Genomic DNA, 12527 nt, shown 5'->3' on the forward strand with positions numbered 1-12527 from the left:
GCCGCCCGCGCGGCGCTCGATGTGTGCGGCACTGCAACGCTACAGCGAACGCTTCGCGAAACGCCGCTCTCACCCCCTCCCAGCAATCCGCCTTTCCAGCCAACGATCAAGGCTCAGCCTACCCGCCCCCCTGAGCAACAACGGCAACAGCGCCACCAGGTAAATCACCGGCAGCTTGAAATTACCGAACCCCTGGTCGCTGATCGAATACCCCCGGGCCAGCTCTGCCAGGCTCGACCAATGCGCCGGCCAATGCACAGCAGCAATCGCTACCACCGTCACCACCATCAACCCGGCTGCGGCCAGGCGTGTACCCAGCCCCAGCAACAGCAGCAGAGGCAGCAGCAGTTCGGCCCACATCGACAACTGCCAGTTCAGCTCTGCCGGCAGCGCATCGAATGGGAAGGGGAAGTTGGCCTGGATATCGCTGAACCAGTTGCTGCCGTTGAACTTCTCCCAGCCGGACTCGAAGAATTCCCAGGCCAGGAACAGCCGCAGAGGCAGGTCGGCACTCCAGGTGCCCAGGCGGTCGAAAGTGTTCAATGTGCGGGTCAGTGCGTGCATGTCGGTGATCTCCTTTCAGTACTGCGGGGCGGTAGCCAGGCGGCGCTGGGCCTGCTTGGCGATGAGCTTGAGGGCGATGGCGGCGAACATCAGGGCGAAGGCCAGCGGGTACCAGCCGCCCATGGGAATGCGTTTGTAGAACGACAGGCAGAACACCCCGGCCAATACCCACATGCCGGTGCTGTGCAGCACCTTCCAGGCCCGCCCGCCGAGCAGGCGCATGGTGGGCTTGAAGGAGGTCAGTGTGAGCAGTAGCAGGAACAGGTAGCCGACGCTCCCGGGTAGATTGGCGGTGGCGGTGCGGCCGGCCCAGAACAGCTCTGGAAACTGCTGTGCGTAGCGATAGATCAGCAACCCGTGCACCGTGTGCGAGAAGGCGAAGGCCAGGCCCAGGTAACGCCGTTCGCGGAGCAGGCGGCGGCTGCCGGCGCCAGGCAACAAGGAGGTCAGCGACGAAGCGAGGAAGGCCAACAGGAACAAGGCGAAAGAACTGCGGGCGGTGGCCCGGATGGCACTGCGCAGGCCATCGGCACCCAGCGGGTGGGCGGCCAGGACCACGGCGGTCATGAGCAGGGTCAGGCCGGCGAGGGCGGCGAACAGCTTCCAGCCCGAGGGCAGGGTGATGGGTTTCATGGTGGGTCTCCCGGTAGTGGTGGTGTGACCGGGAGTGTGGTGGGCTGGCGTATCTGCAGTGTGTCGGTGCGCCAGGGGTTGTGTATCGATTTGTAGGTCCGCCGCGAGCGCGGCGGTCCAGGTGGGTCTAGGGCAACTCTATCTGGGCGCACAACCCGCCTGTGGCACGGTTGCTCAGTGTCAGGCGGCCGCCCAGCGCCTGGGTCAACTGCTGGGCGATGGCCAGGCCCAGCCCGGTGCCACCGGTACTGCGGTTGCGTGAACTCTCCACCCGGTAGAACGGCTTGACCACGTCAGCCAACTCGGCGCCGGGGATGCCCGGGCCTTCGTCGAGGATGCGGATCACCGTGCGGCCTTGTTCGTTTGCCACCTCCAGCTGCGCGGAGCCTGCGAACTTCAGGGCGTTGTCGAGCAGGTTCACCAGCACCCGGCGCAGGGCGTGCGGGCGTGTTTCCAGCAAGCTGGCGCTGCTGCCGTGGCGCTCGACCTTGGCACCACTGTCCTGGTAGTCGAATACCAGGCTGTCGAGAAACGCGTCGAGATTGATGCGACAGGGCGCCTCGGTGTTGATGTCCATGCTGCGGGCGTAGGCCACGCCTTCACGCACCAGATGCTCCATGGCATCCAGATCGTTGCACAGTTTGTCCTTCTCCGGCCCTTCATCCATGACCTCGACGCGCAGTTTCATGCGCGTGATCGGGGTTTGCAGGTCATGGGAGATCGCTGCCAGCAATTGCATGCGTTCCTTGAGATAGGCCGCGATGCGAGCCTGCAGGGCGTTGAAGGCGACCGCCGCGTAGCGCACCTCGCGCGGGCCGCTTTCATCCAGCTGCACCCCGGGCTTGTCCGGGTCGAGGTCGTCGACCGCCTGCGCCAGGCGGGTCAACGGGCGGATCGCCAGGCGTACCGCCAGCCAGGTGCACAACAGCAGTACGACGAGCTGGATCAGCAGCACCAGCGGCAGCCAGCGTGCCGTGGGCACCGGGTTCGGGGTCACGTCGATGGTCAGCGGCGCACCGTCGGCCAGGCGCAGGTGCGCCTGGAAATGCGCATTGGGGCCGGGAATGTCCTGGAACGTCAGGCGGTAGTCATCGCCGATCGCCCTGACGATGGATTCGGCGGCCATGGGTGGATTGGTACTGGGCATCGCATCGCCCGGCAAGCCATCGTCGAGCCGGTAACGGTAGTTGCGCCGCTCCAGGCGCGGCAACCACGCTGCGCGCTCGGCGGCCGGCAGGCGATCGAGGATCGCCACCGAGGTGGCCACGTCCAGCTCCAGGTTGCTGAGCATCATCGAACGGCTGCTGATATAGCGCTCGTAGGCCTGCAGGCTGAACGACAGGCCGTAGGCCAGCACCAGTCCGGTGAAGAAGATCAGCGCCAGGCGCGAAGCCAGGGTGGAGGGCCACTTCATGATGGCGACTCGAGCAATTGCACGGGCAGCGAGAACACATAGCCCTCGCTGCGAACCGTCTTGATGCAGGCAGGTTCCCGGGCATCATCACCCAGGCGTTGGCGCAGGCGGCTGACCAGCAGGTCGATGGAGCGGTCGAAGATGTCCGCCTCGCGCCCTTGGGTGAGGTTGAGCAGTTGCTCGCGGCTGAGCACCCGCTGCGGGTGATCGAGGAACACCCGCAGCAATCGGTATTCGGCGCCGCTGAGCGCCACCAGGGTGCCTTCGCTGTCGAGCAGGTGGCGGGCGGTGGTGTCCAGGCGCCACTGGCCGAAGCCGAGCAGGCGGCTGCTTTCGCTGATGGTCAGGTTGGGCGGCAGCATGCGTGTGCGGCGCAGTACGGCATTGATACGTGCCAGCAGCTCGCGGGCCGAGAAGGGCTTGGTCAGGTAGTCGTCGGCGCCCATCTCCAGGCCGATGATGCGGTCGGTCTCGTCGTTGCGCGCAGTCAGCATCAGCACGGGGGTGTTGCGGTGCTTGCCGGCGCGCAGCTCACGGCACAGGAGCAGGCCGTCGTCGCCGGGCATCATGATGTCGAGGACGATCAGGTCGACACTGTTGGCCTCGAGGAACGCGCGCATCTGCCGGCCGTCGGCGACGATGCTGGTGCGCAGGCCGTTCTTCTTCAGGTAGTTGCCGACCAGCTCGCGGATTTCGCGGTCGTCGTCGACGATCAGGATGTGATCGACGTGGTCCATTCGTTGCCTTCCTGTATGGGTGGGTTGGGCGCAGTGTACCGAGCGTTCGCGTCCGTGCCTGCGTGGGTTTGTATTGCAGTGTATCTGGCTGGCGTACAGATACAGCAGGAAGCACATCACAGGGCTGCACGACACATACGCGATACCTGGCAGGCGTGAAATGGCTCTCGACCGGGGAGTGAACCTCCCCACACCCCAACGTTGCACAGGAGAGATGCCATGAACTTCAAGACCCTTGCCAGCGCCAGCCTGCTTGCCATGCTGAGCGTTGCCGCCGTCACCGCCCAGGCGGCCACTGCCCCTTCGCCAGAGGCCGCAGTGATGCAGTACCGCTATGGCGACAGGCTGGATGTGCAGAAAGTGCTCTCGGTCCAGGACCAGCAGAGCAATGCCTGTGGCCTGGTCAACACGCGCATGGACTACATCGACTCCAAGGGCCATGCGCAGAGTGTCGAATACCGCACCTATGCCACCGGGGGTTGCCATGAGAGTTGAGCGACGGCGGTTGCTCGCGGCGGGTGGCGTGGCCCTGGCCCTGTTGGGCCTGGGCCTGGCCAGCCAACTGATGGCACGTGACAGCTACGGCCCCATGCCATCGCTGTCCGGGGCCAGCGCTTGGCTCAATTCGCCTGCACTGGACGCTGCGCAGCTCAAGGGCAAGGTGGTGCTGGTGGATTTCTGGACCTGGGACTGCATCAATTGCCAGCGCAGCCTGCCGCACGTCAATGAGTGGGCACGGCGCTATGCCGATCAGGGCCTGGTAGTGGTCGGTGTGCATACGCCGGAGTACGACTACGAGCGCGATGTCGGCACCCTGAAGAGCAAGGTGGCGAACCTCGGCATCGGCTATCCGGTGGCGGTGGATAACGATCATCAGGTGTGGAATGCCTGGGGCAATCAGTTCTGGCCTGCCCATTACTTCGTCGATCGGCAGGGGCAGGTTCGCCATGTGCACTTCGGCGAAGGCGACTACGCCGGGCAGGAGAAGGTGATCAAGGCCTTGCTCGATGAGCGAGGGTGATCAGGCGTCCCCCGAAACGCAGTGCGTCCGCGAACCGGGGGCGTGGATTCAGCCGAGGCTGGCGAAATGGGCCTGCATGCGTTGCGCATCGGCAGGACGCCCACTGAACAGCTCGAACGCCTTCACTGCCTGGAACACCGCCATGCTGCCGCCGTCCAGGGTACGGCAGCCCAGGGCCCGCGCTGCACGCAGCAGTTCGGTCTCGAGCGGGAAGTAGATGATCTCGGCCACCCACAACCTGGCATGCAGCAACTCGACCGGCAATGGCGTGCCCGGCAGCTTGGCCATGCCCACAGGCGTGGTGTTGACCAGCCCATCGGCTTCGGCCAGCGCGCTTGCCAAGTCGGTACCGGCAACCGCACGGCCAGGCCCGAAGTGTGCATTGAGGTTGTCGACCAGGGCCAGCGCGCGCGCCGCATCGACCTCGAACAGCACCAGCCGCTCAACCCCATCGCTGAGCAGGGCATGCGCCACCGCCGCGCCTGCGCCGCCTGCGCCCATCTGTACCACCTGTCGCCGTGTTACGTCCGGCAGGCCGCGACGCAGACCTTCGGCAAAGCCAAGGCAGTCGGTGTTGTGGCCGATCCGCTTGCCTTCCTTGAACACCACGGTATTCACCGCGCCGATTCCGCGTGCTTCGTCCGAAAGGTCATCGAGCAATGGCAGGATCGCCTGCTTGAACGGATAGGTGATATTGAGCCCAGTGAAGCCTGTGTGCTGCGCGGCGTCGAGCAGACGCGGCAGGGCGTTGTCGTCGACACCCAGTTGGTCGGCGTCGATCAGCCGGTACAGGTAACGCAGGGCTTGGGCATCGCCTTCGTGCTCGTGCAGCGCCGGGGTACGGGAAAGCTGGATGCCACGGCCAATCAGGCCGGCGAGAACGGCAGGTTGGCTCATGCGGCCTGCTCCTTGAACAGTTCGCCGAAGTAGCTCAGGGCCATGCGGTAACCCTGGCTGCCGAGGCCGCAGATCACGCCCACGGCAATGCTCGAGACGAACGATACATGGCGGAACGGCTCGCGCTTGTGCACGTTCGACAGGTGCACTTCGATCACTGGCAGCTCGCTGGCGACCAGGGCGTCGCGGATGGCCACCGAGGTGTGGGTCCAGGCGCCGGGGTTGATCAGGATACCGGCGCAGCGTGCCCGTGCGGCGTGGATCCAGTCGATCAGCTCGCCTTCGTGGTTGGTCTGGCGGAACTCGATTTCCAGGCCATGGGTCTGGGCGGCGACGGCGCAGCGTTGGCCAAGGTCAGCGAGGGTTTCGTGGCCGTACTGGCCGGGTTCACGGGTGCCCAGCATGTTGAGGTTGGGGCCGTTGAGGACAAGGATGAGGGGCTTCATGGCAGACATCGCCTTTGTTGTTGTTGGTTGCCATTATCTTTGTACTACCTGGTTAGTTTCGTCAATTGGGCGAATCGGCGCTTGCCGGAAAGTGGGCGATTATCGAACCGTGCCTCGGTTACGGTTGCCCCACTCGCCAGGGGGCATAATCCAGTGCGGTGTAGCCTTGTTGATCTGCGATGAAACCCGGAAGGTCCCTCAGATCGAGCGCCATGCAGCGATTGTTGAGACGGGCCTGCAGTTCGCCATCCAGTCGGAACTCGGCCATGCGCATGGGGTGCGGGTAAAGTCGCACCAGGCAACCCTCGACCTTGCCTTGGGCATCCGCCTGGTAGTACACCGAGGCCCTGCCAATGCTGTTCACCTGCTGGTCACGCAGCAGGTGCTGCCAGAAATAGTCGCGCTGTGCATTGGCTTGGCGACGTGGCGTGTCGGGTGCTTGCAATTCCTTTGGCAGCATGAGAATCATGGGCGCGACGATCTCCGTCATGCCGTCGTCGTCAACCATGGTGGGCGGCACGAGTGGATAGATGTTCTTCCAGCACTGCGCCTCTACCAGTCGGGCGAGCGCCTGGAAGTCGGTGGTCGGGACGTCGCTTGGTAACAGGAGACGATGCTTGGCGCGCGCCCTGGTGGCCTCGCAACCGATGGGGGCCGATTGCCGGTCGAGCGTGATCTTGAGCGAGACGGCTCCGACCTGCGCACCGGTGTCGGCATGGCGAATGCCCTGGTGCAGGGCCTGCATCATGTCATGGGTGAAGGCGTGCCGGGCTTGTTCATCCACGGGGTGGGCTGTTCGAGTGTGGCAGCCGGCGAGGGCGGCCACCAGACATAAGGTAGGGATCGACTTGAGCACGTGGCTTCCTTGATAAGGCAGGCGCCAGCGCTTCATGTGCTGGCGGGGCGCACAGTATCCATGCACTCGTTTTAAGACTTATGTGTTTCTCAGGTAGGAAAAGCTAACTGCACTCGTAGGGCTAATGCGTGGCCCGTTCAAGCCGCGCGTTCGAGCGCATCCAGCAAGTCGACGAACTCCTGGGATAACTTGTGCCGTGGCGCCATATGCACCAGCGGCACCGAAACCTGGTGCGACTCGCGCATCTTGATCGAGCTGCTCAGGTACACCGGCAATACCGGCATGCCTTCGCCGCGTAACTGGTCGACCAGGGTCTGGTGCAGCGCGGTGCGACCGGCGAACTGGTTGACCACCACGCCCTCGACCTGCAGGTTCGGGTTATGGTCCTGGCGCAGTTCCTCGACTTCGGCCATGACGCTGAGCAGTGCCTGGCGCGAGAAGCTGTCGCAGTCGAATGGAATCAGCAGGCGTTCGGCGGCCACCAGGGCGCTGAAGGTATAGAAATTGAGCGCGGGTGGTGTGTCGATATAGATGCGCTCGTAATCCTCGCCCAGCTCCACCAGCAGCTTGCGCAGTTTGTTGATCTTGAACTTGCTCTCCAGCTTGCTCTGCAGGTCGCTGAGGTCGGGGCTGGCGGTGATCAGGTGAAGGTTGTCATAGCGTGTCTCGGTGATGTGAGCGCGGTGTTTCTTGCCGGCGGCGGTCACTGGCGACAGCGTCTGGCGAAAGAAGTCGGCGATGCCCGAGGGGATTCGGTCGTCAGTGAGGCCGGTGAGGTAGTAGGTGGCGTTGGCTTGCGGATCGAGGTCGAGCAACAACGTCCGGTAGCCTTCCGCGGCGCTGGCCGCCGCAAGGTTACAGGCGATACTCGATTTTCCTACGCCACCTTTCTGGTTGAACACGACACGACGCATGGGGCTTCTTCCGTGAATGGGAAATGTCAGGTTGCTGGCAATCCTATGACCATAAGACGACAGTTTTATGACAAGGGTTGTTACAACTAGCGTAGTCCACGTTCGAGTGTCGTCGTTTGGGTTGCGGGCCTTATCGCCGACAAGCCGGCGATTAGGTCCTTGCAGGGGCGCTTCAGCTGCCGCCAGAACCGCCCATTGCACCGGATCCGCTGCCGGTGCCAGTCCCAGTTCCCGTGCCATTACCACTGCCCGTTCCGCTGCCGGTACCATTGCCGACACCGCCTGGCCCCATGTTCCCGTCCTTCGTTCCGGAATCGTGGGTCGTGCCGTCACCGCCCGTGTTGTCGGTGTCATTGCGATCGGTTCCGTTGCCACTCCCTGTGGCATCGCCTGGGGTTCCCGATCCGGTCGCACCGTCAGTGCCGCCGTTCATGGTGCCGGTGCCCATGCCGTGGGTGGCGTTGCCAGGGTCGTTCATGTCGGTCGCCGCCAGGGCGATCGGTGCGCTTGCGCCCAGGCACAGGGCCAGCAATAGCGCGTAAGGCGTCATCTGCTTCATGGTCAATCTCCTTTATGGGGGATTACTTCCGTTCGGCCGAGGGCAAGCGGCAGCGGTGCGATGGCGGCGACGGACGGGCAGATGTTCATTCGGCGAGGTACTGTTGGTAAAACGCGAGCGTGGCCAGGTTCTTGTCCTTGGCCTCGAACATGATGTCGAAGCGGTCGAGAAACTGCAGGGCGTAGCGGTTGGTCCAGTGGTTCCACATTTGCGCGCTGTGGGCATACAGGTCACGCTTGTTCAGGCGCTCCAGCAGGGCCGGGATGGTCAGTTTGCATTCGGCGTCGAAGCCCAGCGCCTGTAGCGACTCGGGCGGCTGCGAGTAATGCATCACCGGCCGTACGCCCCGCCAACTGTCGATGATGCGCGGGATGCGGGCATCCTGCGGGGCAATGTAGTCGCCTTCGTGTATCCAGCAATGGTGGATGTCCAGCACAACGGGTGCCAGGTCGGCCAGGGCCAGGCAATCGTCTACACCGTAGGTCTTTTCGTCGTTTTCCAGGGTGATGACATTTCGCGCTACTGCCGACAGTCGCGGCCACACGGCGCGCATGCCCGCCGCGCCGAGACGGCCGGCGATGTGGATGTTGCATTTGAAGTCCTGAAAGCGCACGCCGTAGCCCATCATGCGGATCATGTCGGCGTGATACTCGAACTCGGCCAGGCTGTTCTCCACCACCTCCGGTCGGTCCGAGCCCAGCACGCAATACTGCCCAGGGTGGAACGACAAGCGAATGTCGGCTTCCCGGGCCACGGCGCCGATGGCGGCGAAGCGCTCGCGCATCAGCGCCTGAAAGTCGCTCTCCTGGTAGATCGCGGCGATGCTGGGGTGGCTGTAAAGCGGCAGCAGGTCGCTACTCAGGCGCAGCATGCGCAGGATCGGCGGCAACTCGCCGACGTAGGCCAGCAGGCGCAATTGCGCGTCGAGGTTATGCCGCACCAGCTCCAGCAGCTTGGCCCGCGCGGCCTGTGGCGAGGCCGTGGACAGCCAGCGCAGGGTGGTGGTGCGCGGGTTGAAGGTGCGCTCGATGGCTTCCAGGGCCTTTATCGAGTCGCTGCGATGGGGGTGGCGATACTGGCAGGCAAAGCCCAGGCGGGGCATGTTTGGACTCCGGGCAAGGGGGGATGCTCAATGGACCCCGGCGAACACCGAACGATCACTTTGGCCCGCCCTTGCCGACGGCAGGAAGGGCTCAGGAGCCGGCCTTCTCCAGTGCGGTCAGCTCGTCTTCGACCTGCTGCATGCGTTGCTCGGCCAGCGCCTGTACGCTGGCATCGTTGGCTGTTTCGCGCATCAGCGTGGTCAGCTTCTCGCTCAGGCGCTTGCCTTCGTCGGTTTCCTCCAGGGCCTTGGCCTTGGCCGGGTCCTGGGTGGCTTCGACGATGGTGGCGAACTCGGCATCGCTGAAGTTCTTTTCGCTGTAGAGCTTGAACAGGTCCTGGCGCTGATCCTCGACGGTGAGGTGCTTGCGCAGCACGGTCTCGATCTGTGCCTGGTCAAGCTGCGGGTGGGTGCGGGTCAGCAGGGCGGCCATGCGTCCAATGTTGTGCGCGTAGGCATCCTGCAACGGCAGCTTTTCCAGGATCTGCTCCTCGCGGGTGGGTTTCTGGTCGCAGGCGGCGAGGGTGGTGACAAGCAGCAGGGGCAGCAGCAACTTCGGCAAGCGGGGCATGGGATGGCCTGGGATGGGAGTGAATGGGGCGATTATACCGATTTGCACCGAGGCGTTGCCTGGGGTAGAACGTGGCCGACTTCACTGTGTGCGTGCTGCCATGCCTGACTGGATCATCCAACCGCCTACCCGCGACGAGATCGCCGAAACCGTCGCGTTCGTCGACACGGCCCGACGCGAGCTGTTTCCCTTGCTGGCCGAAAGCCCGCTGCCCAGGGACCTGGTGCATTTCGCCGAGACCTACCTGGATGGCGCTGGGCACTTTCTGGTGGCGCGCGATCAGGGCCGTTTGATCGCGGCCATCGGCTACCTGCCGTACGACCATCGCTTCGGCCAATTGGACTACCAGGGGCAACGCGTGGTCGAGGTGGTGCGTCTGTTCGTGCTGCCAGGCTATCGGCGCCATGGCTTGGCCGCTGCCTTGGTCGAGGCGTTGGGCCAACGTGCCGTCGCTGCCGGCGTCGAGTGCCTGTACCTGCATACCCACCCCTTTCTGCCTGGCGCGATCCGCTTCTGGGAGCGGCAAGGATTCCGGATAGTCGATGTCGAGGCGGATCCGCTCTGGCAGACCACGCACATGGACAGGCGGCTGGTGTAGGAAAACTCCGACACAACCGTCGATTCAGTGATCAACGCGTTCATTTTGCTGACGCTCCGGTTGGCTTACCGTCCGGGTAAACCATCCCTACCGGAGTCTGCCGATGCCGCACATTGCCCTGTACAAGCTCAAGCTGCTGGACGAATTCGAGGACCGGCACGATGCCTGGACCTATGCCGACTTCGAACGTCGGCTCGAACAAGTACGGCCCACGCCCCAGGGACAAGATGCCAAGGCGGTCATCGTCACGGCGCACAAGGATGGCGCCTGGCCGCAGGCGGTGAAGCGTTTTCTGCTGACCTGTTACCACCTGCAGGGTGGTTTCAGTGCTGAGTTGAACAAGGTTTTCGAAGAGGTGGTGGCGCGCATGACTCCGCTCGAGCGAAGTGCTTGGGGGGTGGACTGCGGTGAGGCCGCCAACCCACTTCTCATGCTGACGCAACGCTCAGAGCCCGCCCGATAGCGGCCATTCCACCGCCAGGCGAATCTGGTTGCCGTCCAGTTCCGCCTGGGCGGTGTTGCCCCGGTGCACGTTGTGTCGCAGGGAAAATGCCGTTCCCTTGGCCTTGCCGCTCTGCACCACGTAACGCGCCTCGAGGTCGCGCTCCCAATGCTTGCCGCCTTTGCCGTAGCCCAGATAGGCGTAGCCACCATTGGGGTCGACATGGGTGCCGTCGATGTCGAAGCCGCGCACATACAGCGCCGAGAGATTCAACCCAGGCACCCCGAAAGCGCCCATGTCGAGGTCGTAGCGCGCCTGCCAGGACTTCTCGTTGGGCGCGTTGAAGTCGGACATCTGCACTGCGTTGGCGATGAAAATGGCCCCGCGGGTGACATAGTCGAACGGGGTATTGCCGTCGACCTGCTGCCAGCCGAGGCTGAACCCGTGCGGGCCCTGGGCATAGCGCGAAACCAGGCTCCAGGTGGTGTTGTCGATCTGTCCGGAATAGGCCTTGCCGGTGTCGGTGGTGCGGTACAGGTTGAGGTCCAGGCTGAGGCTGCGGTGGTCGTCCAGCGCATGGGTCAGCGTACTGCCCAGGTAATGCTGGTTCCAGTTGTCCTCATAGCGCGAGGTGTACAGGCTGGCGCCGAATTCGGCCGCGGGGTTCCAAACTACCCCGGCGAGGTCGAAGCTGTTGCCCTGGCGGCCATCGGAGTAGTTGACCACGAAGCCCTGGTCGTGGCTCGAGGCATTGCGGTCGGTGCTCTCGTTGAAATGGCCGGCGACGAACTTGAGCGTATCGAACTCGTTGCTGGTGAGGAAAAAGCCGGTCGCCGTTTCTGGTAGCAGGCGGCTGTCCGAGGAGCTGAACACCGGCGTCTTCACCCGCTGTTCGCCATAGGACAGCACCGTGTTGGACAGGCGCAACTTGAGCGCGGCGCCGGCGCGGCTGTACTCGTTCTTGGGGTGCCCGTCGTTGTCCAGCCCGAGTAGCCGCGCCTTGCCGGCGCGACCGCCGCCGCTGTCGAGTTGCACGCCAAGATAGGCATGGGCATCGACGCCGACACCGATCACGCCCTGGGTGAAACCGGAGCTGAAGGTGCCCATCAAGCCGTAGGCCCATTCCTCGGCCAGGCCGTTGCGTTGCTCGCGGGGCTTGTAGGCGTTACGTGCACCGCTGTTGCGTGCGCCATGCTTGTAGTCGCGCTGGTCGTACACGCTGCGGTTGAGCAGGTTCCAGGTGCTGTCTTCGATCAGGCCGTTGCTCAGGCTTTGCGCCGAATCGGCACAGGCCAGGGGCACGGCACCCAGAAACGGCAGCGCCAGCAACCAGCGGCTCATTGGCCGGCCTCCAACTGGCTCAACTGGCTGGCCAGGCGAACCTTGGCGCGTTCAGGCAGGCTGCCTGGCAGTTGTACCGCAGCCATGTCGCCTACCTGGATCAACATCACCATGCCCATGGCCAGGTGCGGGATGCACTGGATGCCATACAGTCCCGGCACCGAGAAGGTCTGCTCGAACGGTTGGTTGAGCTTGCTCTTGAACGCCTCGGCGCCCTCGGGCAGTAGCCCTGGCAGGCTGGCGGCGTTGTGCCCGCTCATGGTCGGCAGGAAGCGCACCGTGTCGCCTGGGGCAATGCGCAGGTGATCCGGCTCGTACACCATGGCGCCTGCCACCCCGCGATTGAGCATTTTCACTTCATGCACCTCGGCCAGCGCGGCAGGGGCGAAAAGGGCGCTGGCGAGCAGCAGGGCGATGGGGCGCAACATCGTG

Annotated in this window: 17 protein-coding genes; 4 read left to right on the plus strand and 13 right to left on the minus strand. The window is 64.0% G+C overall.

The annotated features are described in order from the left end of the window. Positions 1–69: 69 nt before the first annotated feature. The 4 genes from E6B08_RS11905 to E6B08_RS11920 form a co-directional block, all read right to left on the minus strand. The gene (locus E6B08_RS11905; RefSeq protein ID WP_136914178.1) at positions 70–564 is read right to left on the minus strand and encodes a DoxX family protein; all 495 of its coding nucleotides are present in this window, start codon (positions 562–564) and stop codon (positions 70–72) included. A 15-nt stretch (positions 565–579) separates the two neighbouring features. Next, complete coding sequence (locus E6B08_RS11910; protein ID WP_136914179.1) at positions 580–1197, minus strand: ferric reductase-like transmembrane domain-containing protein; 618 nt, start codon at positions 1195–1197, stop codon at positions 580–582. A gap of 127 nt (positions 1198–1324) precedes the next feature. After that, the gene (locus tag E6B08_RS11915) at positions 1325–2611 is read right to left on the minus strand and encodes a sensor histidine kinase (RefSeq protein ID WP_136914180.1); all 1287 of its coding nucleotides are present in this window, start codon (positions 2609–2611) and stop codon (positions 1325–1327) included. After that, positions 2608–3348: a response regulator gene (locus tag E6B08_RS11920; RefSeq protein ID WP_136914181.1), complete on the minus strand. Its 741-nt coding sequence runs from the start codon at positions 3346–3348 to the stop codon at positions 2608–2610. Before E6B08_RS11920 ends, E6B08_RS11915 begins: the two co-directional genes overlap by 4 nt. A gap of 219 nt (positions 3349–3567) precedes the next feature. Between E6B08_RS11920 and E6B08_RS11925 the strand changes: the two genes are divergently transcribed. Together E6B08_RS11925 and E6B08_RS11930 are read left to right on the plus strand one after the other, a co-directional pair. Further along, entirely contained in the window at positions 3568–3843 is a 276-nt protein-coding gene (locus E6B08_RS11925) for a DUF2790 domain-containing protein (RefSeq protein WP_136914182.1), read from the plus strand. Beyond that, the gene (locus tag E6B08_RS11930; RefSeq protein WP_136914183.1) at positions 3833–4369 is read left to right on the plus strand and encodes a thioredoxin family protein; all 537 of its coding nucleotides are present in this window, start codon (positions 3833–3835) and stop codon (positions 4367–4369) included. The genes E6B08_RS11925 and E6B08_RS11930 overlap by 11 nt, the downstream gene beginning before the upstream one ends. 48 nt (positions 4370–4417) lie before the next feature. Here E6B08_RS11930 and E6B08_RS11935 read toward each other — a convergent pair whose 3' ends face one another. The 7 genes from E6B08_RS11935 to E6B08_RS11965 all read right to left on the minus strand — a co-directional run bounded on the left by E6B08_RS11935 (position 4418) and on the right by E6B08_RS11965 (position 9714). After that, the gene (locus E6B08_RS11935; protein WP_136914184.1) at positions 4418–5266 is read right to left on the minus strand and encodes a shikimate dehydrogenase; all 849 of its coding nucleotides are present in this window, start codon (positions 5264–5266) and stop codon (positions 4418–4420) included. Next, on the minus strand, positions 5263–5712 hold the full coding sequence (gene aroQ / locus E6B08_RS11940; protein WP_136914185.1) for a type II 3-dehydroquinate dehydratase: 450 nt from the start codon (positions 5710–5712) through the stop codon (positions 5263–5265). The genes E6B08_RS11935 and aroQ overlap by 4 nt, the downstream gene beginning before the upstream one ends. A gap of 118 nt (positions 5713–5830) precedes the next feature. Further along, positions 5831–6568, minus strand: coding sequence for a hypothetical protein (locus tag E6B08_RS11945; RefSeq protein WP_136914186.1), 738 nt, complete (start codon positions 6566–6568; stop codon positions 5831–5833). Positions 6569–6705: 137 nt separating this feature from the next. Continuing rightward, on the minus strand, positions 6706–7482 hold the full coding sequence (locus E6B08_RS11950; RefSeq protein ID WP_136914187.1) for a ParA family protein: 777 nt from the start codon (positions 7480–7482) through the stop codon (positions 6706–6708). Between the two features lie 172 nt (positions 7483–7654). Further along, positions 7655–8041: a hypothetical protein gene (locus E6B08_RS11955; RefSeq protein WP_136914188.1), complete on the minus strand. Its 387-nt coding sequence runs from the start codon at positions 8039–8041 to the stop codon at positions 7655–7657. Positions 8042–8126: 85 nt separating this feature from the next. Further along, positions 8127–9143 carry a UV DNA damage repair endonuclease UvsE gene (gene uvsE, locus E6B08_RS11960; protein WP_136914189.1) on the minus strand — a complete coding sequence of 339 codons (1017 nt, stop codon included), beginning with the start codon at positions 9141–9143 and terminating at the stop codon, positions 8127–8129. A gap of 91 nt (positions 9144–9234) precedes the next feature. Beyond that, complete coding sequence (locus E6B08_RS11965; protein ID WP_136914190.1) at positions 9235–9714, minus strand: hypothetical protein; 480 nt, start codon at positions 9712–9714, stop codon at positions 9235–9237. A gap of 100 nt (positions 9715–9814) precedes the next feature. On the opposite strand from E6B08_RS11965, the gene E6B08_RS11970 reads away from it, so the two are divergent. Together E6B08_RS11970 and E6B08_RS11975 are read left to right on the plus strand one after the other, a co-directional pair. Beyond that, a complete protein-coding gene (locus E6B08_RS11970) occupies positions 9815–10312 on the plus strand; it encodes a GNAT family N-acetyltransferase (RefSeq protein WP_136914191.1) in 498 nt (165 codons plus the stop codon). Between the two features lie 103 nt (positions 10313–10415). Further along, a complete protein-coding gene (locus E6B08_RS11975; protein WP_192938655.1) occupies positions 10416–10775 on the plus strand; it encodes a hypothetical protein in 360 nt (119 codons plus the stop codon). Here E6B08_RS11975 and E6B08_RS11980 read toward each other — a convergent pair. After that, positions 10758–12095, minus strand: coding sequence for an OprD family porin (locus tag E6B08_RS11980; RefSeq protein WP_136914192.1), 1338 nt, complete (start codon positions 12093–12095; stop codon positions 10758–10760). The two genes, E6B08_RS11975 and E6B08_RS11980, sit on opposite strands and share 18 nt — an antisense overlap. Further along, positions 12092–12523, minus strand: a complete 432-nt coding sequence (locus tag E6B08_RS11985) for a pseudoazurin (RefSeq protein WP_136914193.1) — start codon at positions 12521–12523, stop codon at positions 12092–12094. Before E6B08_RS11985 ends, E6B08_RS11980 begins: the two co-directional genes overlap by 4 nt. Positions 12524–12527: the final 4 nt, after the last annotated feature.

The sequence above is a fragment of the Pseudomonas putida genome (assembly GCF_005080685.1).
In the GTDB taxonomy this organism is placed as follows: domain Bacteria; phylum Pseudomonadota; class Gammaproteobacteria; order Pseudomonadales; family Pseudomonadaceae; genus Aquipseudomonas; species Aquipseudomonas putida_V.